The following is a 17484-nucleotide window of genomic DNA, read 5'->3' as shown; positions in this document are numbered from 1 at the left end:
CTGATGTGCCACCGATCCTGACGGCCCCGGCCTGTGGATATCGGGGATGAGCAGATATCAGGCGCCCCGAGGTCTCAAGCAGCCCGTACTGGTGCCCCCGGACGGGATCGAACCGCCGACCTTCGGTTTACAAAACCGCTGCTCTACCAGCTGAGCTACAAGGGCACGGCGCTCCGGTTAGCATATTTGCTGCGCCAGTAAAGACAAAACTCCGTTTTTCGGTTCCCGGCGAACGCGCCGGTTCTGCCGCCAGGGCGTCCTGAAAACGGCCAATTCGCTTCCTATATTGATCGAAGGTGCAATCGCATCAGCGAGGCAGTCGCATGATCAGGTTTGTCATCATTCTCCCGCTCGTCGTCGTGGCCTGGGTTCTCCTGGTGAAGCTCATCAAGGATCTGAAGCGCGCCAATATCGACTGGACCGGCGTCACCACCATCATCGGCTTCATCGCGCTCGCCTTCTGGCTTCGCCATATCACCGGCATGGGCTGAGGCCTGCCGGTTGTTCCGGTGAACTGTCGACGGTGCGACCGTTCGTACGCGCGGCTGATGGCATCAGGGCGTGCGATTTCCCCCCGTCGAGAAAAAATCCAAAAGATCTTCGAACCTTTTTCCATGTTGCGACGACTGACGGTCAAGAGGCGGTTGGATCGCCTCCCACAACAAGGAGATCGTCATGTTCAATCGCACCGTCGTTTCCGGCCTCGTCGCCACCACTGTCGCCGCAGCCATGCTGGTCGGCACGGTTCAGCCTTCGGCCGCCCATCACAAGCACAAGCACCTCGGCATCGGTATTGCCGCAGGCGTCGGCGGCTTCCTGCTCGGCAGCGCGCTGGCCCAGCCGCGCACCGTCTATATCGAGGAAGACGGCGGCTCCTGGCACATCCGGCGCTGCCTCAACCGCTACCAGAGCTACGACCCGTACTCGGACACCTATGTCGGCTACGACGGCTATCGCCATCGCTGCCGGCTTTGAGAGCCACTATGCCAGCTTTGAGAGGAGGTGACCGTTTCAGGCAACCGGAAGAAGGGGCACCCCACTGCCCCTTTTTCTGTGTGAACGGCGGGAGCACCCTGCGTGCGTTTGCGCTGCCCCTCACCCTTACCCATTCCGGGGCGAGCCGCTTGTCTCGCCCGTCCTCCGGACCCCCGTGAAGAACGGGGAGAGGGGTCGCCAGCGTTGCGTCCAAGCCCCTTCTCCCCGTTCTCCACGGGGAGAAGGTGGCGGCAGCCGGATGAGGGGTGGCGCCGCGACCGATAATGATCGTATTCAGCCGATGTACAGCGATTTCCCAACAGCCTAATCTACTGCCGAGCCGAAACAGGGAGAGGGCGCTTGGGCGAGCACGATCCGAACGAACAGCCGATCGAGACGGATTTCCGCAACGGCACAATCACCACAGTCGGCATCCTGCTGGCGTTCTCGCTGGGCTTCATCACGCATTGGGCCGCCAACCCGATACAATGGGAAATCTATCACCTGGCCGCCGTCGCGCCGACTTTGATCGGCATTGCCCTGCAGATACGAGCGCTGCGGTTGCTGCTCGACACAACGTCTCTACAACGGCGCGTTTATGAACGCGCCAACCGTATCTTCATTGCCGGTCTCATCTTCACCGCCTGCGGAGTTGGGCTGGCGATGCTGCTTGATTTCTACGATCTATCGACAAAGAGCGCGGTGCCCGGGGGCTAGCCCTGGCCATCCTGGCAGGTGTCGCACCATTCGGCGCTGGTCAGCGCTGCCATGCGCTCGGTTCGCTGCCAAGGCCGGCAGGGGTCGGCAGGCCGCCGATCATCCTCGTCACCTCCGCTGCCGCATCGCGCACCAGCGGGCCGATCTCGGCCAGCCGTTCCGGCGTGACCCGCACCGTCGGCCCGGAGACCGAAACGCCGCCGATCGGCTCGCCGAATTCGTTGAAGATGGCGGCGGCAACGCAGCGCATACCCGGATGCCGCTCCTCGTCGTCGACCGACCAGCCGCGCAGCTTGATTGTTACCAGGTCGCGGGCGAGCGCCGAGATGTCGGACAGCGTGTTTTCAGTGAAGCGCTCCAACCCGGCCCGGCGCAGGATGGTGGCGACGCGCTCCGGCTCGAGATGCGCCAGCACCGCCTTGCCGATGCCCGAGGCATGGAAGGAGCTGCGCGTGCCCGGCCGGAAGAAGGCGCGGATCGCCTGGTGCGTCTCGACCTGGCTGACGAAGACGACGCAATCGTCCTCGGCGACGCCGAGATTGGCCGTCTCGCCGGTCTTCTCCATCAATTCCTGCATGACGATACGGGCGCGGTCGACCAGCTTGCGGCGACGCAGGAAGGCTGCGCCCATGCGATAGGTCTCGACGCCGATCGACCACAGCTGATCGGTGCCGTCGAACTCGACCATGCCATGGTTCTCCAGCGTCGTCAGCATGCGGTAGGCGGTGGATGCCGGCAGACCGGAACTGGCGGCGATCTCGCTCAGCGACAGGCCACTGCCATCGGCGACGATTGCCAGGATACGCAGCGCCCGGTCCAGCGACTGCACCGAAGCGGCCTCAGCCGGGCCGTTGAAAGAGCGCGGCCGGCCGCGCTGACGTTTTTCGGTGGTTTCCATCGGGTTCATTCTTGGCCCTGTTCGCCCAAACGAGCAATGAAAAAGTTTTTCATCGATTGCGAAGCGAATTCGTGGAAAACAGAAAGACCAATAAATTCAACCCATAAGAACTGTTTTCTCGTAATGAAAAAATATTCTGAAAAAATTGAAAAATCGTCGTTGCGCTGGCATCATCGGCTATCAACAATTCCGTGGAGGCTGACATGGCCAGGATGCGCGCAGTCGACGCAGCGGTTCTCGTTCTTGAAAAGGAAGGCATCTCCTGTGCCTTCGGCGTGCCGGGTGCTGCGATCAACCCGCTCTATTCGGCGCTGAAGGCGAGGGGCAGTATCCGCCACATCCTTGCGCGTCACGTCGAGGCGGCCTCGCATATGGCCGAAGGGTTTACCCGCGCCAGATCGGGCAATATCGGTCTGTGCATCGGCACTTCGGGTCCAGCCGGCACCGACATGATCACCGGCCTCTATTCGGCCGCTGCCGATTCTATTCCGATCCTCTGCATTACCGGGCAGGCACCGCGCGCGCGTCTTAACAAGGAGGATTTTCAGGCCGTCGACATTGCCGCTATCGCCGCACCCGTCGCCAAATGGGCGGTCACCGTCATGGAGCCCTATCTGGTGCCGATGGCGCTGCAGAAGGCGTTCCATCTGATGCGCTCGTCGCGGCCGGGGCCGGTGCTGGTCGATTTGCCGGTCGACGTGCAACTGGCGGAGATCGAGTTCGACATCGATGCCTATGAGCCGCTGGTGCCGTTCAAGCCGGCAATGTCGCGCGCCCAGGCGGAGAAGGCGCTGAAAATGCTCAACGCGGCCGACAAGCCTGTCATCGTCGCCGGCGGCGGCATCATCAATGCCGACGCGTCCGATCTGCTGATCGAGTTCGCCGAGGTCACCGGCGTGCCTGTCATTCCGACGCTGATGGGCTGGGGCGCGATCCCCGACGACCACCGGCTGATGGCCGGCATGTGCGGGCTGCAGACCTCGCATCGCTACGGCAATGCGACGATGCTCGAAGCCGATTTCGTTTTCGGCATCGGCAACCGCTGGGCCAACCGCCACACCGGTTCGGTCGACGTCTACACCAGGGACAAGAAATTCATCCACGTCGACATCGAGCCGACGCAGATCGGCCGGGTCTTCGCACCGGACCTTGGCGTCGTCTCGGATGCCGGTGCAGCGCTTAAGATGCTGCTCGACGTCGCCACCGAGTGGAGGACGGCCGGAAAATTGCGCGACTGGTCGGGCTGGGCCGGCCAATGCCGGCAGCGCAAGAAGACGATGAAGCGCAAGACCCATTTCGACCAGGTGCCGCTGAAGCCGCAGCGCGTCTACGAGGAGATGAACAAGGCGTTCGGCCGCGACACCACCTATGTCACCACGATCGGCCTGTCGCAGATCGCCGGGGCGCAATTCCTGCACGTCTACAAGCCGCGCAACTGGATCAATTGCGGCCAGGCCGGCCCGCTCGGCTGGACATTGCCGGCAGCGCTCGGCGTTCGCGCCGCCGATCCGGACCGCACCATTGTGGCGCTGTCCGGCGACTATGATTTCCAGTTCATGATCGAGGAACTGGCGGCTGGCGCGCAGCACAAATTGCCCTACATCCATGTCGTCGTGAACAACGCCTATCTCGGCCTGATCCGCCAGGCGCAGCGCGGCTTTTCTATGGATTTCGAGGTCAGCCTGGCCTTCGAGAACGTCAATCGGAAGGACGAGCCTGAGGCTGGCTATGGCGTCGACCACGTCGCCGTTGCCGAGGCGATGGGCTGCAAGGCGGTCCGGGTGCGCCGGCCGGAGGAATTCGCCGGTGCCTTCGAGGAGGCGCAGCGGCTGATGAACGAGCACCAGGTTCCGGTCGTGCTCGAATTCATCCTCGAGCGCGTCACCAACGTTTCGATGGGCACCGAAATCGACAAGATCACCGAATTCGAGGAGCTTGCCGAACATCACGAAGATGCCCCCACGGCGATCGTCATGCTCGACTAAGCTGTTTTATGAGGAACTACTGCCATGCCACGGTTTTCAGCCAATCTTTCGATGCTCTTTGGCGAGCATGACTTCCTCGACCGCTTCGATGCCGCCGCCCGCGCCGGCTTCAAGGGCGTCGAATATATCGGCCCCTATGACCATGCGCCGGATGTCGTCGCGGCTAGGTTGAAGAAGAACGGGTTGACGCAGGTCCTGTTCAACCTGCCTGTCGGCGACTGGGCCAAGGGCGAGCGCGGCATTGCGATCCTGCCGGACCGCATCCCGGAGTTCCGGCAAGGCATTGCCAAGGTCGTCACCTATGCGCACGCGCTAGGCTGCGAGCAGGTCAACTGCCTCGCCGGCATCGCGCCGCAGGGCGTCGATCGCTCCGTGCTGGAAGACGTCTTCGCCGAAAATCTGGCTTTCGCGGCCGAAAAGCTGGAGCAGGCCGGCATCCGGCTGCTGATCGAGCCGATCAACATCCGCGACATTCCGGCCTTCTTCCTGAATTACTCGGATCAGGCCCTGGCGCTGATCGACCGCGTCGGCTCGAAGAACCTGTTCCTGCAATACGACATCTATCACATGCAGATCATGGAGGGGGATCTCGCCCGTACCATTGAGGCAAACCTCAACCGCATCGCGCATATCCAGCTTGCGGACAATCCCGGCCGTCATGAGCCGGGGACGGGCGAGATCAATTTTCCCTTCCTGTACAACCACATCGACCGCATCGGCTATTCCGGTTGGGTCGGGGCGGAATACAAGCCGAAGGGCGGAACGGAAGCCGGGCTCGGGTGGTTTCGGGAGTTGGCCGGGCAGGCGGCGGCATAGACGCTACTTATCGCCGCTTTAACAAGAAACGGAGAAAGACATGGAAACCATCGGCTTCATCGGCCTCGGCATCATGGGCGCGCCGATGGCGGGGCATCTGCTTGATGCCGGCTATCAAGTCTTCGCCAGCGACCACCGCTCGAAACCGCCGGCCGATCTCGTCGACAAGGGTCTGAAGATCGTCTCTGGCCACAGCGCCGTCGCGAAAACGGCCGACATTGTCATCACCATGGTTCCGGATACGCCGCAGGTGGCCGATGTGCTGTTCGGCGAAAATGGCGTCGCGTCCGGGCTGACAAGCGGCAAGCTGGTCATCGACATGAGCTCGATCTCGCCGATCGAGACCAAGGAATTCGCAAAAAAGATCAACGATCTCGGCTGCGACTATCTCGATGCGCCGGTGTCGGGCGGCGAGGTCGGCGCCAAGGCGGCGTCGCTGACCATCATGGTCGGCGGCGAGGAAAAAGCCTTCGAACGCGCCAGGCCCATCTTCGAGAAGTTGGGCAAGAACATCACGCTGGTCGGACCGAACGGCGTCGGCCAGACAACCAAGGTCGCCAATCAGATCGTGGTCGCGCTGACCATCGAAGCCGTCGCCGAAGCGCTTGTCTTTGCTTCAAAAGCCGGCGCCGATCCGGCCAAGGTCAGGCAAGCGCTGATGGGTGGGCTGGCCGCCTCGCGCATCCTAGAAGTGCATGGCGAGCGCATGGTCAAGCGCAGCTTCGCGCCCGGCTTCCGCATCGAACTGCACCAGAAGGATCTCAATCTCGCGCTGGAAGGGGCAAAGGCGCTTGGCGTAGCACTACCCAACACCTCGATGACGCAGCAATTGTTTAACTCTTGCGCGGCGAACGGTGGAGCAAAGGAAGACCATTCGGCACTGGTGCGGGCACTGGAGCGGATGGCTGGCCACGAGGTTGGGTGAGAGTGAGGTGAATTAGTCTGCAATAGCTTCGATGGGCCGACTTCGTTCGACCGCATAGCGTATGAGATCGGCAAAACGTTTCAGAAAATCTTTGGATTCCTCCGATATTCCTTGAGTTCGCCCAAGTGCCTCAACTTGCTTGGTCAAGGAAGTTAAGGATTCGATCGGAAGAGTCGCGTCCTCATAGAAATCTTCGAATTTCAGTATGAGTTCAAACGCGTTTTGGTTTGCAATTGACACGATTTCATGATGCGCAGAGGGACCTACCGATACGCATCGATCGATATGTCCATCTGGATTGAGAACGGCAAAATCCAATGACATGCATTGCGCTCTATTTGCCGCGCGCGAACCACCGTTGGGCCGCATAAAGCGCCACCGCCGCGGCGTTCGACACGTTGAGCGAGCGGATGGCGCCGGCCATGTCTAGCCGGGCAAGCGTCGTCACTGTCTCGCGCGTCTTCTGGCGCAGGCCTTTGCCTTCGGCGCCCAGCACCAATGCGATCTTTTCTCCCGAAAAACTCTTTTCGAGCTCCGCCGGACCGTCCGAATCCAGCCCTATCGTCTGGAACCCGGCCTCGTGCAGTTGGCCGAGTGCGTCGGCGAGGTTCTTCACCTCGATCTGATCGATGTGCTCCAGCGCACCGGAGGCCGACTTCGCCAGTACGCCGGATTCCTGCGGGCTGTGGCGCGCCGTGGTGATCAGCGCACCGGCGCCGAAGGCCACTGCCGAGCGCAGGATCGCGCCGACATTGTGCGGATCGGTGATCTGGTCGAGCACCAGTACCAGCCTGGCGTCGCCAAGCGCATCGAGCCGCTTCGGTTTCAGCGGCTCGGCCTCGATCAACACGCCCTGGTGCACGGCATCGGAGCCGGTGACCTTGTCGATGTCCCTGGGTTCGACCAGTTCCGCCTTGAAGGGTAAAGCGCCGAGATCGGCGATTGCCAGTCGCTCGGCAGCGTTGCGCGTCACCAGCATTTTTCTGATCTTGCGCCGCGGATTGTCGAGTGCCGCCCGCACGGTGTGCAGCCCGTAGAGCCGCACCAGCCCATCCGCCGGGTTCTCGCCGGGCGGCACCGGCTGGCGCGGCCTGAACGCCGGCGCGCCGCCGCTCTTCTCGTCACGATGCGCGCGGCGCAGCTTGGCGTAGTGGGTGTCTTTCGGGGTCTTGGATTTGTTATCGTTGCTCATGGCCGGCTTCTATAGCCGTGTCGTCCGGCCATGGATACAGCTGCACAAGCTGCTTGTCGGGCGAGGTGCGAAATTCAGCGCTTTTTGCCGGGCTGTTGCGGTTGACAGTTTTGGGCGCTGCCGCCATAAGGCGCTTCGCGGAAGGGCTGCTTTGGCAGCCGCGACGCGTCGATGCCTCGTTGCATGGCTCCGGCGGCAGACTGGAGAGGTGCCCGAGTGGTTAAAGGGGACGGACTGTAAATCCGTTGGCTATGCCTACGTTGGTTCAAATCCAACCCTCTCCACCACTGCCGGCCCGGAAGCCCTGAAACGCAGAGCGAGCGTCGGAGCGGATCCGATGCTTGACTGAAAGGCGCGGGTATAGCTCAGTGGTAGAGCAGCAGCCTTCCAAGCTGAATATGCGGGTTCGATTCCCGCTACCCGCTCCAGATTTCCCCCAGCCGCGGCGCACCTCGCGCACGATCCCGAAGCAGGTTGCGCGTCCAAACGGGCGCGCATCTTAATCTGTGTTACCGTTGTCCCGAACCGCAGGCAGCGTTGGGCGGAAGGCGTCAGCTCGCGAATTTGCTGAATATGGACGCGAGCTGGTTCTGCTGCGGCACTTGCCCGTTCGGCGTCAGCTGATCGACAAGCCCGGGCAAGGCCGCGGACAATTGCTGGAGCAATTCCTGCTGGTTCAGACCCGTCCTTTGCGCGATCTCCTGGATGATCTGCGGGCCGAGGGCACTGCCCAGATCGTTGGGGTTGATCGGCTGGTTCTGACCGGTGCCGACCCACGAATTGGCGACGTTGCCGTGGCCGGCGTCCTTCAGTTTGTCGAGCAGGCCGCCCAGACCGCCGAGCAGTCCGCCGTCGGCGGATGCGGTTGTATCAGGCGGGACGGCGGCAGGGCTCTGCGCCGCCTCCGGCTGGGCGGAACTTCCACCGCTCAGCATTTTTCCCACCAAAAGTGCGCCGAGCGCGATCATCAGCGGCTTGGCAACGTTGCCGCCGGGAACGGCATTGTCAAACAGTCCCATTGTGGATCTCCATGTCAAATTGCCCGTCCGTCTCCGACAATGACGCATTCATCGCGAATTTCAAGCCGGTTTGAGCTTTCCGTAATCATGATTTTCAAGTTGGCTTGAGCTTTGCTTAATAATGTGGAAGTAATCGGGTGCGGGGAACGGAGAGGAAAAATGTCAATATTAAGCTGGATTATTCTCGGCGTCATCGCCGGCTTCATTGGCAGCAAGATCGTCAATAAAAGCGGGCAAGGCCTTGTGCTCGACATCGTGCTCGGGATTGTCGGGGCTATCGTCGGCGGGCTCATCTTCAGCGCGTTTGGCGCGTCGGGCGTTACCGGGCTCAACATCTATAGCCTGATCGTAGCCGTGGTCGGTGCCGTGGTTGTCCTGTGGGCTTATCACCAGTTCAGCGGCAAGAGGGCACTCTAGAAGCCGTTCGGCCGTTGCGTCGGCATTCACCCGAATGCCGACCGCTACTCGCCGGCATCTTCGGCGACCGCGTGTTCTCTGTATTGCGGCAGATCGTCGGTGATCGTGAACCACTTCGCCTTGGAGCCGACGAAGATGTGCTGCGTCGGGCGGATGGTCGGCTCGTCGATGAGGGTTCCCATGGCGACATGCACGAAGGCACCGTCGCGGACCACCGAATAAAGCAACGAGCCGCAGGTCTTGCAGTGCGCGTTATGGCCGGTTTCGTCGCCGAAGATCATGAGATTGTCCTCGCCGCTCGCCAGGCTCAGCCTGTCGCGCTCGATGCCGGCGAATGGCTTGAAGGCCGAGCCGGTGGTGCGCCGGCAGTTCGAGCAGTGGCAGTTCGCGGCATAGACGAACGCGTCCGCCACCGCGTACTGAACGGCGCCGCACAGGCACTTTCCAATAAGCCTGCGGTTGCGTGAATTCTGGTTGTCATCCGGGCTTGCCACGCGCTCCTCCCATTGTGCAGGCCGATTTCAGTTTCAAGCGACGACGGTCAACCGGCGCTTGCGCTCGTCGAGCGAGACGATGGTCAACCCGCTGGCCACTACCAGCAGGATGCCGCAGATGGCCAGCGCATTCGGGAGCTGCCGGAAAACCACCAGGCCTGAAATCACCGCCCAGACGGTAAAGCAATAGTAGAACGGCGCCACCACGCTGGTCGGCCCGACGCGATAGGCCATGAAGATGAAGAAGTGGCCGAAGATCAGGAACAGTCCGGCGCCGCCCATCAGCAGCAGGTGACGGGTCCCAGGCACCACCCACTGCTCGGAAACCAGATGCGCAACGCCGGCGCCCGCGAGCACCACAATCACCGCGGAAATAGCCACGACCATTCCCGGCACGTCGGCGGCGACCTTGCGTCCGGCCAGATCGCGCGCCGCAGACAGGGCTGCGTTGCCTAGCGCCAGCAGGGCGTAGACCGAAATCCCTTGCATTGTCGGTTGTGCCACCATCACCGCGCCGACAAAGCCGAGCCCAATCAGCGCCAGGCGTACCCCGCCGATCCGTTCGCCAAACAGCATCGAGGAGCCGACCAGCATCAGCAAGGGCGTGATCTGCCCGAGCGCGGTCGAATCGGCGATCTGCATGTTGGCGAGCGCCACCACGTAGCAAAGGATCGCACCCAGTTCGAGCATGTTCCTGCGCAAAACCTTGGTGTCGAGGATCAGCGGGATCTGCTTGCCATAGCCCAGCATGAACAGCAGCGGAATGCCCCACAATGTTGCCGCAGCGCCGCGCAGGAACAGCACCTCATAGGGCGGCAGTCCCGCGGTTGCGAGCTTCATCATCGTGTCGTTGACAATGTAGGACCCGGTCGAAACGACCATGAACAGCGGGCCTCGTATGGCAGTCGGGATGAAATGCATCGGTCCACGAAATCAGACCGGCGCCAGGGCGGCAATGGGCCAGATCCGGCTGTAAATCCGGCAAAGCCGTGAGCCGCCGCCGTAACCATTCCATTTGCCCTTGTTCGTTCCTATATCCGCGCCACATTCTCCGAAACCGGATCACGCGTTCGGGCGGGCGGGCGCGCTCGGCGACAAGGCACTTGTGTTTTTCGGCCTTAGTCGCTAATCGCCCCGCATTCGACTGAACTGAAGGTCCAGGCCGTCCCCAGGCCGTCCAAGGAAAGAGACTATGGCAAAAGGTAAATTCGAGCGCACTAAGCCTCATGTGAACATTGGCACGATTGGTCACGTCGACCATGGCAAGACGTCGCTGACGGCGGCGATCACCAAGTATTTTGGCGAATACAAGCGCTACGACCAGATCGATGCGGCGCCGGAAGAAAAGGCGCGCGGCATCACCATTTCGACGGCGCATGTCGAATACGAGACGGCTGCCCGCCACTATGCCCATGTCGACTGCCCCGGCCACGCCGACTATGTGAAGAACATGATCACCGGTGCCGCGCAGATGGACGGCGCGATCCTGGTGGTGTCGGCCGCCGACGGCCCGATGCCGCAGACCCGCGAGCACATCCTGCTCGCCCGCCAGGTCGGCGTGCCCTCGATCGTGGTGTTCTTGAACAAGGTCGACCAGGTCGACGACGCCGAGCTGCTCGAGCTGGTCGAGCTCGAGGTGCGTGAGCTTTTGACCAAGAACGAGTTCCCCGGCGACGACATTCCGATCGTCAAGGGTTCGGCGCTTGCCGCGCTTGAAGATAGCGACAAGAAGATCGGCGAGGACGCCATCCGCGAACTGATGGCTGCGGTCGATGCCTACATCCCGACGCCGGTTCGTCCGCTCGACAAGCCGTTCCTGATGCCGATCGAGGACGTGTTCTCGATCTCGGGCCGCGGCACGGTGGTGACCGGCCGCGTCGAGCGCGGCGTCGTCAAGGTCGGCGAGGAGCTGGAGATCGTCGGCATCCGTCCGACCACCAAGACGACCTGCACGGGCGTCGAGATGTTCCGCAAGCTGCTCGACCAGGGCCAGGCCGGCGACAACATCGGCGCGCTGTTGCGCGGTGTCGACCGTGAAGGCGTCGAACGCGGCCAGGTCCTGGCCAAGCCCGGCACCGTCAAGCCGCACAAGAAGTTCGTTGCCGAAGCCTACATCCTGACCAAGGACGAGGGCGGCCGCCACACGCCGTTCTTCACCAACTACCGTCCGCAGTTCTATTTCCGCACGACGGACGTGACCGGCATCGTGTCGCTGCCGGAAGGCACCGAGATGGTGATGCCGGGCGACAACATCACCGTCGATGTCGAGCTGATCGTGCCGATCGCCATGGAAGAGAAGCTGCGCTTCGCCATCCGTGAAGGCGGCCGCACCGTCGGTGCCGGCATCGTCGTCACCATCAAAGAGTAATCGCCGGCGCTGCCGGTTGAGATCGGATGCAAAAGGGCGGTCTTCGGGCCGCCCTTTTGATTCTGATATTCTGGCAATGGATTAACCGCATTGCTTCAAATCCTGTTGCAAGCGCCTCTGCCATAACTAGTATAGGTTGCATCGAGGGGGCTGCCCGAATGGTTCCATGGCGCCGTTTGCATAGTCAGGCATGGTGGTCGCTAGGGCTGATCTGCCTGGCGTCGTTGCTTGCCATGGGCCACGCTGCATTCGCAGCGGATGCAAAGAAATCCACGCCGGAAAAATCCACGCCGGATTTCGGCCCGACGATGCGGTTCGTCGTCGTCCGCAGCAGCGCGCCGGGCTGCGAGCCGACCTGTCCGGAATGGATATCGGCGGAAGGCTCGATTGAAGCCGGCACGCCGGCCCTTTTCAAGCGCACGCTTAAGGCGCTTGGCGCCCGAAAGCTGCCGATCGTCGTCGATTCCCCCGGCGGCAATGTCGAAGCGGCGCTGACACTTGGCCGCCTGATCCGCAAGAACAAGCTCGATATCGCCGTCGGCAAAACCCGCTTCGCCGGCTGCCTGCCAGATATGAAGAACTGCAAGGAAAACGACGGCAAGAGCGCCCGTTATTTCGGCGATGCCTATGGCAACGGCGCCATCTGCAATTCCGCCTGCCCGTTGATGTTTTCCGGTGGCATCCGGCGCGTGGTCGGGGAGTGGGCCTTTCTCGGCGTCCATCAGATCACCACGACCTATATCCGGACGAAACTGCTGTACCGCACCACCTACCGCATGGTGAAAGGCAAGAAGAAGATACTCAGCACCAGGGTCGTCAGCCGGAAGAACGCGGGCAGCTACAAGACCTACGAAATGAACAAGCCGCTGGAGCGGAAGCTGGCGGCGTATCTGAAGGAGATGGGCGTCGGCCTGGGCGTGCTCGAGACCATGAAAAGCACGCCGGCCAGCAGCATCCAGCAACTGGCTCCCTACGACATGCTGCAAATGAATCTCGTCACCAGTCTGGATGCCGTCGACCTGCTGACCGCGCCAACCCTGTGCAAATCCGATCCGTTGCCGGCGAGTTGCAGGGAAGTGCCGGCGCCGGCGAATATCGCGAAGCCGGCCGGGCAAGTGGTGGCGAACGCCGAGCCTGCACCTCTGGGGCTCGAAACCCCGCCGGCGAAGGAGGTCGCTGACATGCGCTTCGTCCTGGTCCGCGGCAGCAACCCGCTATGCAATCCCAATTGCCCGGAATGGATCTCGGCCGAAGGCACGATTACCGCTGACACGGCCGAAAAATTGCGCCAACTGCTTGATAGCGTCGGCGACCGGCGCCTGCCCATCGTAGTCAGTTCGCCGGGTGGCGACGTGCTCGGTGCTTTGGCGGCCGGAAGGCTGATCCGCGAACGTAAACTCGACGTCGCCGTGGCGCGGACGGATTTCATCGGCTGCGAGCCGCGGCAGGCCGACTGCACGGCCGAAGATGGCGTCTACAACGGACTGACGGTCGATGCCGGCGGCGAGTGCGGCTCGGCCTGCCCGATCATGCTCGCCGGCGGTGTCAAACGCCTGGTCGGCCCGCGTGCACAGCTGAGCGTGCATTCGATGGGCTTCGAGCAGCGGGTCAAGGCCTATCTCGAGGACATGACTGTTGGACCCGGCATGTTTTCGGCGATGCAATCGGCGCAATACTCGCGCTACCGGCAGCTTGAACCAGAGATGATGCTGAAAGTCGGGCTGACGACCGGGCCTGGGTCCGCGGACGAATTGACTGGGCCTGGCATCTGCAGATCGGAGCCAAGGCCGGAGAACTGCCGCGAGCTCTCGGGCGCCAAGGCTCAGGCCACCACGCCGGTGAAATCATAGGCCGGTCAAATCGTAAGACAGGCATGATAGCCGGGCCGACTGGCCATCGAGGCAGGTTGAGTGGTGCTCGATCTTTCCGCTATCGTCCAGCGAAGACCAGCACGGGAGGGGATCGCAAATGAGCCAGGATGTCCCGACATTGTTCGAATGGGCCGGCGGGTCCGAAGCGCTGAACCGCCTGACCCAGACCTTCTACGACAACGTCTCCCGGGACCCCATCGTCGGGCCGGTGTTCAAGCATATGTCGCCGGACCATCCCGCTCACGTCGCAGCCTTCATCGGCGAAGTCTTTGGCGGACCGAAAACCTACAGCCAAAAGCATGGCGGCCATCGCGAGATGGTGATGCATCATCTCGGCAAGCATCTGACCGAGGAGCAGCGCCGGCGCTGGATCAATCTTCTCGCCGACGCCGCCGACGAGATCGGGTTGCCTGACGACCCAGAGTTCCGCTCTGCTTTCATGGCCTATGTCGAATGGGGATCGCGGCTGGCCAAGATGAACTCCAACCTTGGCGAGACCTGCGATCCCGAGACCGAACCGATACCGGCCTGGGGCTGGGGCGTGCCCGGCGGGCCGTACAAGCCGCCTTCGGGAGACTGACCGGGCACGCATCGGTCGAAAACCCTGCCGCCAGGAAAACGGGTGGCTAAGGAGGTCTCGGTCCTCCAGGCTAACGGTTTAAAGTCGCCGTCGATGGCGGGGCCACATTGAAACCGGAGGCTTTGCGATGAGATCGGAAGGCAAGAAAAATTCAGACAGCGTCTTTGACAGCGACCGCGGATCCCGAAATCCGTTTGGCGTCATGGACGTCCCCACTCCCGACGACGAGGAGGTGTCGGCGTTCGCCGCCGGCGTGAAACTGGAGGGAACTGCAAGCGATGAAAACGCCGAGGCCTGGGTCACCGAAAGCGACCGCGACCGCAACGACACCATCGAAGGCAGCTGGTCCAGCCGATGGAACGGCGGTGCCGACCCCACAATTCCGGGCGACAGCAAGGATAGATGGAAGTCTGGCCGGGGCGAGGTGAAGACAGCGGGAGAGAGAGTTTACCTGCTGTTCGATTGGCATGATGGCGTGCGCAAGGGGCTCATCGATGCGCGGCGCGAGGGTGCTAAAGGGCTGGTGGGAAAATATATCAATCTGACCGACCCACGAATCCTGCGTCCCTGGGTCGGCTTGATCGTCAGCAATCGACGGATCGACGGGAAATGGCCGGGAGGACGCCTGGACTTTCGAAGATGAAGGCCGGGCAGCGCACGTCGCTCTTTACAGAGCGCGCGGAAGCTTTTAGGAAGCGCCTGCTGCGCCGAAATGCGCATACGGGCATAGCTCAGTTGGTAGAGCGGCGGTCTCCAAAACCGCAGGTCGTAGGTTCGAGCCCTGCTGCCCGTGCCATTCTTTGAATGGATACCTAAAAACGATTCTTTTGCGGTGCGGCCTTTGAAAATCGGCTTGTGACTTGCCATATTGCATTAGTTGCGGCATAAGGGCCGCATAGCCGGGACGGGACGACTGGATGGTTCCGAGGCGGCGTTTGGCCATAAAGCGGACACTTGCCACTTGCGTGGATCAAGAATCGGTTTTATGTAGACGAGACAGACACGCGACGCGTGGAGCTGGGAAACCGGCTTTACGCGTCTGATTTGCATGGGCGAAATGATTGCGCTGATTCGGCGCGAACGCACGCTCAAGCGGCACGTCCCGGCCAGCGGGATCATCCAGGAGACCCGGCCAACGGGTCTTGCAGACAGAGCGGCATATGGCTTCGAAAACCACAAATCCCTTCACCTTTCTCCAGCAGGTTCGCGCGGAGACCGCCAAGGTCACTTGGCCGTCGCGGCGCGAAACGATGATCTCGACGGTGATGGTACTTGTGTTCGCGGTCATCGCGATGATCTTTTTCTTTACCGCAGACGTGGCCATGGGCTTTGCGGTCGAAAAAATCCTCGGCCTCGGACAGTAAGTCCGGCGATTACGGAGAAGTCTTGAAATGACCGCGCGGTGGTACATCGTCCACGCCTACTCGAACTTTGAAAAGAAGGTCGCCGAGGACATTGAGAACAAGGCCAAGCAGAAGGGCCTGTCCGCCGACATCGAGCAGATCGTGGTGCCGACCGAGAAGGTCGTCGAGATCCGCCGCGGCCGCAAGGTCGATGCCGAGCGCAAGTTCTTTCCGGGCTATGTGCTGCTGAAGGCCAATCTGACCGATGCCGTGTTCTCGCTCGTCAAGAACACGCCGAAGGTCACCGGTTTCCTGGGCGACTCCAAGCCGGTGCCGATCACCGAAGCCGAGGCCCAGCGTATCCTGAACCAGGTTCAGGAGGGCGTCGAGCGGCCGAAGCCGTCGGTGACGTTCGAGATCGGCGAAGCGATCCGCGTTTCGGATGGACCATTCGCGTCCTTCAACGGTTTCGTCCAGGAAGTGGACGAGGAGCGGGCGCGGCTCAAGGTGGAAGTTTCGATCTTCGGGCGCGCTGTGCCGGTCGATCTGGAATTCGGACAGGTCGAGAAGGGCTGATCCGAAGTCCCTGCACCGGTTTCGGCGGCAGGGAGAGCGGCGCAGAGATCGCGCGGCCAAAAACGGGTGGGAGGCGAATGCGGCTTTAGCCGGCCGCGCGGACCGCACCACCAGACTGCAACCGCCGGCAAGACCGGCATGAGAAAAGGCAGGAAGAGAGATGGCTAAGAAAATTGCAGGCCAGCTCAAGCTCCAGGTTTCCGCGGGATCGGCCACGCCGTCGCCCCCGATCGGCCCTGCGCTTGGTCAGCGTGGCATCAACATCATGGAGTTCTGCAAAGCGTTCAACGCGCAGACCCAGGAAATGGAAAAAGGCTCGCCGGTTCCGGTCGTCATCACCTACTATCAGGACAAGTCGTTCACCTTCGTCATGAAGACGCCGCCCGTGAGCTATTTCCTGAAGAAGGCCGCGAACCTGAAGTCGGGCTCGAAGGAGCCGGGCAAGGTCAAGGCCGGCACGATCGGCCGTGACAAGGTGCGCGCCATCGCCGAGCAGAAGATGAAGGATCTGAACGCAAACGACGTCGAGGCGGCCATGCGCATGGTCGAGGGCTCCGCCCGCTCGATGGGTCTGGAAGTGGTGGGCTGAGATCATGGCAAAGATTGCAAAGCGTGTATCGAAGACCCGCGAAGGCATCGATCCCAACAAGGCTTACGCTTTGGGTGAGGCGCTGAAGCTGCTCAAGGATCGCTCCTCGGTGAAGTTCGACGAGACGATCGAAGTCGCGATGAACCTCGGCGTCGACCCGCGCCATGCCGACCAGATGGTCCGCGGCGTGGTCAACCTGCCGAACGGCACCGGCCGCAGCGTTCGCGTCGCGGTCTTCGCGCGTGGCGACAAGGCCGAGGAAGCCAAGGCTGCCGGCGCCGACATCGTCGGAGCCGAGGATCTGGTCGACATCGTCCAGAAGGGCACGATCGACTTCGACCGCTGCATCGCCACGCCGGACATGATGCCGCTGGTCGGACGTCTCGGCAAGGTGCTCGGCCCGCGCGGCATGATGCCGAACCCGAAGGTCGGCACCGTCACCACCGACGTTACCGCCGCCGTCAAGGCATCGAAGGGCGGCGCCGTCGAGTTCCGCGTCGAGAAGGCCGGCATCGTTCATGCCGGTGTCGGCAAGGTCTCGTTCGACGTCAAGGCGCTGGAAGAAAACGTCCGCGCCTTCGCTGATGCGGTGACCAGGGCAAAGCCGGCTGGTGCCAAGGGCAACTACGTCAAGAAGGTGTCGGTCACCTCGACGATGGGCCCGGGCCTCAAGCTCGACGTCTCGACGCTCGCTGCGTCCTGATACGAACAATTGGATC

21 protein-coding genes and 4 tRNA genes are annotated in these 17484 nt (G+C 61.9%); 18 read left to right on the top strand and 7 right to left on the bottom strand.

Translation table 11 applies throughout. From position 1 onward, the window contains the following. Window positions 1-89: 89 nt before the first annotated feature. Window positions 90-165: transfer RNA gene (locus tag NKI19_RS25830), tRNA-Thr, on the bottom strand. A 158-nt stretch (window positions 166-323) separates the two neighbouring features. Between NKI19_RS25830 and NKI19_RS25825 the strand changes: the two genes are divergently transcribed. From NKI19_RS25825 to NKI19_RS25815, 3 genes are all read left to right on the top strand, one after another. Next, the gene (locus tag NKI19_RS25825) at window positions 324-491 is read left to right on the top strand and encodes a hypothetical protein (RefSeq protein ID WP_352492505.1); all 168 of its coding nucleotides are present in this window, start codon (window positions 324-326) and stop codon (window positions 489-491) included. Between the two features lie 184 nt (window positions 492-675). Next, window positions 676-975, top strand: coding sequence for a BA14K family protein (locus NKI19_RS25820; protein ID WP_352492504.1), 300 nt, complete (start codon window positions 676-678; stop codon window positions 973-975). A gap of 360 nt (window positions 976-1335) precedes the next feature. Further along, entirely contained in the window at window positions 1336-1692 is a 357-nt protein-coding gene (locus NKI19_RS25815; protein WP_352492503.1) for a hypothetical protein, read from the top strand. Between the two features lie 40 nt (window positions 1693-1732). On the opposite strand, the gene bhcR is transcribed toward NKI19_RS25815, so the two are convergent. Continuing rightward, window positions 1733-2590, bottom strand: coding sequence for an HTH-type transcriptional regulator BhcR (bhcR, locus tag NKI19_RS25810; RefSeq protein WP_352492502.1), 858 nt, complete (start codon window positions 2588-2590; stop codon window positions 1733-1735). A 203-nt stretch (window positions 2591-2793) separates the two neighbouring features. On the opposite strand from bhcR, the gene gcl reads away from it, so the two are divergent. From gcl to NKI19_RS25795, 3 genes are read left to right on the top strand one after another with little or no spacing between them, the layout of a single operon-like run. Further along, on the top strand, window positions 2794-4575 hold the full coding sequence (gene gcl / locus NKI19_RS25805; protein WP_352566624.1) for a glyoxylate carboligase: 1782 nt from the start codon (window positions 2794-2796) through the stop codon (window positions 4573-4575). 24 nt (window positions 4576-4599) lie between these two features. Next, entirely contained in the window at window positions 4600-5391 is a 792-nt protein-coding gene (gene hyi / locus NKI19_RS25800; RefSeq protein ID WP_352492500.1) for a hydroxypyruvate isomerase, read from the top strand. A 40-nt stretch (window positions 5392-5431) separates the two neighbouring features. Then, entirely contained in the window at window positions 5432-6316 is an 885-nt protein-coding gene (locus NKI19_RS25795) for a 2-hydroxy-3-oxopropionate reductase (protein ID WP_352492499.1), read from the top strand. Between the two features lie 12 nt (window positions 6317-6328). On the opposite strand, the gene NKI19_RS25790 is transcribed toward NKI19_RS25795, so the two are convergent. Together NKI19_RS25790 and NKI19_RS25785 are read right to left on the bottom strand one after the other, a co-directional pair. Then, window positions 6329-6640: a hypothetical protein gene (locus NKI19_RS25790; RefSeq protein ID WP_352492498.1), complete on the bottom strand. Its 312-nt coding sequence runs from the start codon at window positions 6638-6640 to the stop codon at window positions 6329-6331. Window positions 6641-6650: 10 nt separating this feature from the next. Beyond that, window positions 6651-7508, bottom strand: a complete 858-nt coding sequence (locus NKI19_RS25785; protein ID WP_352492497.1) for a TrmH family RNA methyltransferase — start codon at window positions 7506-7508, stop codon at window positions 6651-6653. A gap of 202 nt (window positions 7509-7710) precedes the next feature. On the opposite strand from NKI19_RS25785, the gene NKI19_RS25780 reads away from it, so the two are divergent. Next, window positions 7711-7795 (top strand) — tRNA-Tyr (locus tag NKI19_RS25780). 67 nt (window positions 7796-7862) lie between these two features. Further along, a tRNA-Gly gene (locus NKI19_RS25775) sits at window positions 7863-7936 on the top strand. A 123-nt stretch (window positions 7937-8059) separates the two neighbouring features. On the opposite strand, the gene NKI19_RS25770 is transcribed toward NKI19_RS25775, so the two are convergent. Continuing rightward, complete coding sequence (locus NKI19_RS25770; protein WP_352492496.1) at window positions 8060-8527, bottom strand: YidB family protein; 468 nt, start codon at window positions 8525-8527, stop codon at window positions 8060-8062. A gap of 159 nt (window positions 8528-8686) precedes the next feature. Between NKI19_RS25770 and NKI19_RS25765 the strand changes: the two genes are divergently transcribed. Beyond that, on the top strand, window positions 8687-8944 hold the full coding sequence (locus tag NKI19_RS25765; RefSeq protein WP_023717513.1) for a GlsB/YeaQ/YmgE family stress response membrane protein: 258 nt from the start codon (window positions 8687-8689) through the stop codon (window positions 8942-8944). A 44-nt stretch (window positions 8945-8988) separates the two neighbouring features. Here the strand turns inward: NKI19_RS25765 and NKI19_RS25760 are convergent, their stop codons facing one another. Together NKI19_RS25760 and NKI19_RS25755 are read right to left on the bottom strand one after the other, a co-directional pair. Next, on the bottom strand, window positions 8989-9438 hold the full coding sequence (locus NKI19_RS25760) for a GFA family protein (protein WP_352492495.1): 450 nt from the start codon (window positions 9436-9438) through the stop codon (window positions 8989-8991). Between the two features lie 33 nt (window positions 9439-9471). Beyond that, window positions 9472-10359 (bottom strand): DMT family transporter, encoded by an 888-nt coding sequence (locus tag NKI19_RS25755; protein WP_352492494.1) that lies wholly within the window; start codon window positions 10357-10359, stop codon window positions 9472-9474. A 271-nt stretch (window positions 10360-10630) separates the two neighbouring features. Between NKI19_RS25755 and tuf the strand changes: the two genes are divergently transcribed. From tuf to rplA, 9 genes are all read left to right on the top strand, one after another. Beyond that, window positions 10631-11806, top strand: coding sequence for an elongation factor Tu (tuf, locus tag NKI19_RS25750; RefSeq protein WP_352951247.1), 1176 nt, complete (start codon window positions 10631-10633; stop codon window positions 11804-11806). A gap of 158 nt (window positions 11807-11964) precedes the next feature. Continuing rightward, a complete protein-coding gene (locus NKI19_RS25745; RefSeq protein ID WP_352567668.1) occupies window positions 11965-13656 on the top strand; it encodes a COG3904 family protein in 1692 nt (563 codons plus the stop codon). A gap of 118 nt (window positions 13657-13774) precedes the next feature. Then, entirely contained in the window at window positions 13775-14257 is a 483-nt protein-coding gene (locus NKI19_RS25740) for a group II truncated hemoglobin (RefSeq protein WP_352493437.1), read from the top strand. Between the two features lie 127 nt (window positions 14258-14384). Continuing rightward, window positions 14385-14900 carry a hypothetical protein gene (locus NKI19_RS25735; RefSeq protein ID WP_352493438.1) on the top strand — a complete coding sequence of 172 codons (516 nt, stop codon included), beginning with the start codon at window positions 14385-14387 and terminating at the stop codon, window positions 14898-14900. A gap of 77 nt (window positions 14901-14977) precedes the next feature. Then, window positions 14978-15053: transfer RNA gene (locus tag NKI19_RS25730), tRNA-Trp, on the top strand. Between the two features lie 364 nt (window positions 15054-15417). Further along, window positions 15418-15621: a preprotein translocase subunit SecE gene (secE, locus tag NKI19_RS25725; RefSeq protein ID WP_023680439.1), complete on the top strand. Its 204-nt coding sequence runs from the start codon at window positions 15418-15420 to the stop codon at window positions 15619-15621. A 27-nt stretch (window positions 15622-15648) separates the two neighbouring features. Further along, window positions 15649-16176 (top strand): transcription termination/antitermination protein NusG, encoded by a 528-nt coding sequence (gene nusG, locus NKI19_RS25720; protein WP_006333333.1) that lies wholly within the window; start codon window positions 15649-15651, stop codon window positions 16174-16176. A 160-nt stretch (window positions 16177-16336) separates the two neighbouring features. Continuing rightward, on the top strand, window positions 16337-16765 hold the full coding sequence (gene rplK, locus NKI19_RS25715) for a 50S ribosomal protein L11 (RefSeq protein WP_023680440.1): 429 nt from the start codon (window positions 16337-16339) through the stop codon (window positions 16763-16765). A 4-nt stretch (window positions 16766-16769) separates the two neighbouring features. Next, entirely contained in the window at window positions 16770-17468 is a 699-nt protein-coding gene (gene rplA, locus NKI19_RS25710) for a 50S ribosomal protein L1 (RefSeq protein WP_023680441.1), read from the top strand. The last annotated feature ends 16 nt before the right edge of the window (window positions 17469-17484 follow it).

This window comes from Mesorhizobium sp. M0751 (assembly GCF_040320265.1).
Classification (GTDB): Bacteria; Pseudomonadota; Alphaproteobacteria; order Rhizobiales; family Rhizobiaceae; genus Mesorhizobium.
Note: the sequence above shows the minus strand (reverse complement) of the source record. Positions and strands in the feature narration are given on the sequence as shown.

Excerpts from the sequence above, each read along its gene's own strand:
- NKI19_RS25825 (WP_352492505.1), top strand. The coding sequence starts at position 324 with ATGATCAGGTTTGTCATCATTCTCCCGCTCGTCGTCGTGGCCTGGGTT.
- NKI19_RS25820 (WP_352492504.1), top strand. The coding sequence starts at position 676 with ATGTTCAATCGCACCGTCGTTTCCGGCCTCGTCGCCACCACTGTCGCC.
- bhcR (WP_352492502.1), bottom strand. The coding sequence starts at position 2,590 with ATGGAAACCACCGAAAAACGTCAGCGCGGCCGGCCGCGCTCTTTCAAC.
- gcl (WP_352566624.1), top strand. The coding sequence starts at position 2,794 with ATGGCCAGGATGCGCGCAGTCGACGCAGCGGTTCTCGTTCTTGAAAAG.
- hyi (WP_352492500.1), top strand. The coding sequence starts at position 4,600 with ATGCCACGGTTTTCAGCCAATCTTTCGATGCTCTTTGGCGAGCATGAC.
- NKI19_RS25795 (WP_352492499.1), top strand. The coding sequence starts at position 5,432 with ATGGAAACCATCGGCTTCATCGGCCTCGGCATCATGGGCGCGCCGATG.
- NKI19_RS25790 (WP_352492498.1), bottom strand. The coding sequence starts at position 6,640 with ATGTCATTGGATTTTGCCGTTCTCAATCCAGATGGACATATCGATCGA.
- NKI19_RS25785 (WP_352492497.1), bottom strand. The coding sequence starts at position 7,508 with ATGAGCAACGATAACAAATCCAAGACCCCGAAAGACACCCACTACGCC.
- NKI19_RS25770 (WP_352492496.1), bottom strand. The coding sequence starts at position 8,527 with ATGGGACTGTTTGACAATGCCGTTCCCGGCGGCAACGTTGCCAAGCCG.
- NKI19_RS25765 (WP_023717513.1), top strand. The coding sequence starts at position 8,687 with ATGTCAATATTAAGCTGGATTATTCTCGGCGTCATCGCCGGCTTCATT.
- NKI19_RS25755 (WP_352492494.1), bottom strand. The coding sequence starts at position 10,359 with ATGCATTTCATCCCGACTGCCATACGAGGCCCGCTGTTCATGGTCGTT.
- tuf (WP_352951247.1), top strand. The coding sequence starts at position 10,631 with ATGGCAAAAGGTAAATTCGAGCGCACTAAGCCTCATGTGAACATTGGC.
- NKI19_RS25745 (WP_352567668.1), top strand. The coding sequence starts at position 11,965 with ATGGTTCCATGGCGCCGTTTGCATAGTCAGGCATGGTGGTCGCTAGGG.
- NKI19_RS25740 (WP_352493437.1), top strand. The coding sequence starts at position 13,775 with ATGAGCCAGGATGTCCCGACATTGTTCGAATGGGCCGGCGGGTCCGAA.
- NKI19_RS25735 (WP_352493438.1), top strand. The coding sequence starts at position 14,385 with ATGAGATCGGAAGGCAAGAAAAATTCAGACAGCGTCTTTGACAGCGAC.
- secE (WP_023680439.1), top strand. The coding sequence starts at position 15,418 with ATGGCTTCGAAAACCACAAATCCCTTCACCTTTCTCCAGCAGGTTCGC.
- nusG (WP_006333333.1), top strand. The coding sequence starts at position 15,649 with ATGACCGCGCGGTGGTACATCGTCCACGCCTACTCGAACTTTGAAAAG.
- rplK (WP_023680440.1), top strand. The coding sequence starts at position 16,337 with ATGGCTAAGAAAATTGCAGGCCAGCTCAAGCTCCAGGTTTCCGCGGGA.
- rplA (WP_023680441.1), top strand. The coding sequence starts at position 16,770 with ATGGCAAAGATTGCAAAGCGTGTATCGAAGACCCGCGAAGGCATCGAT.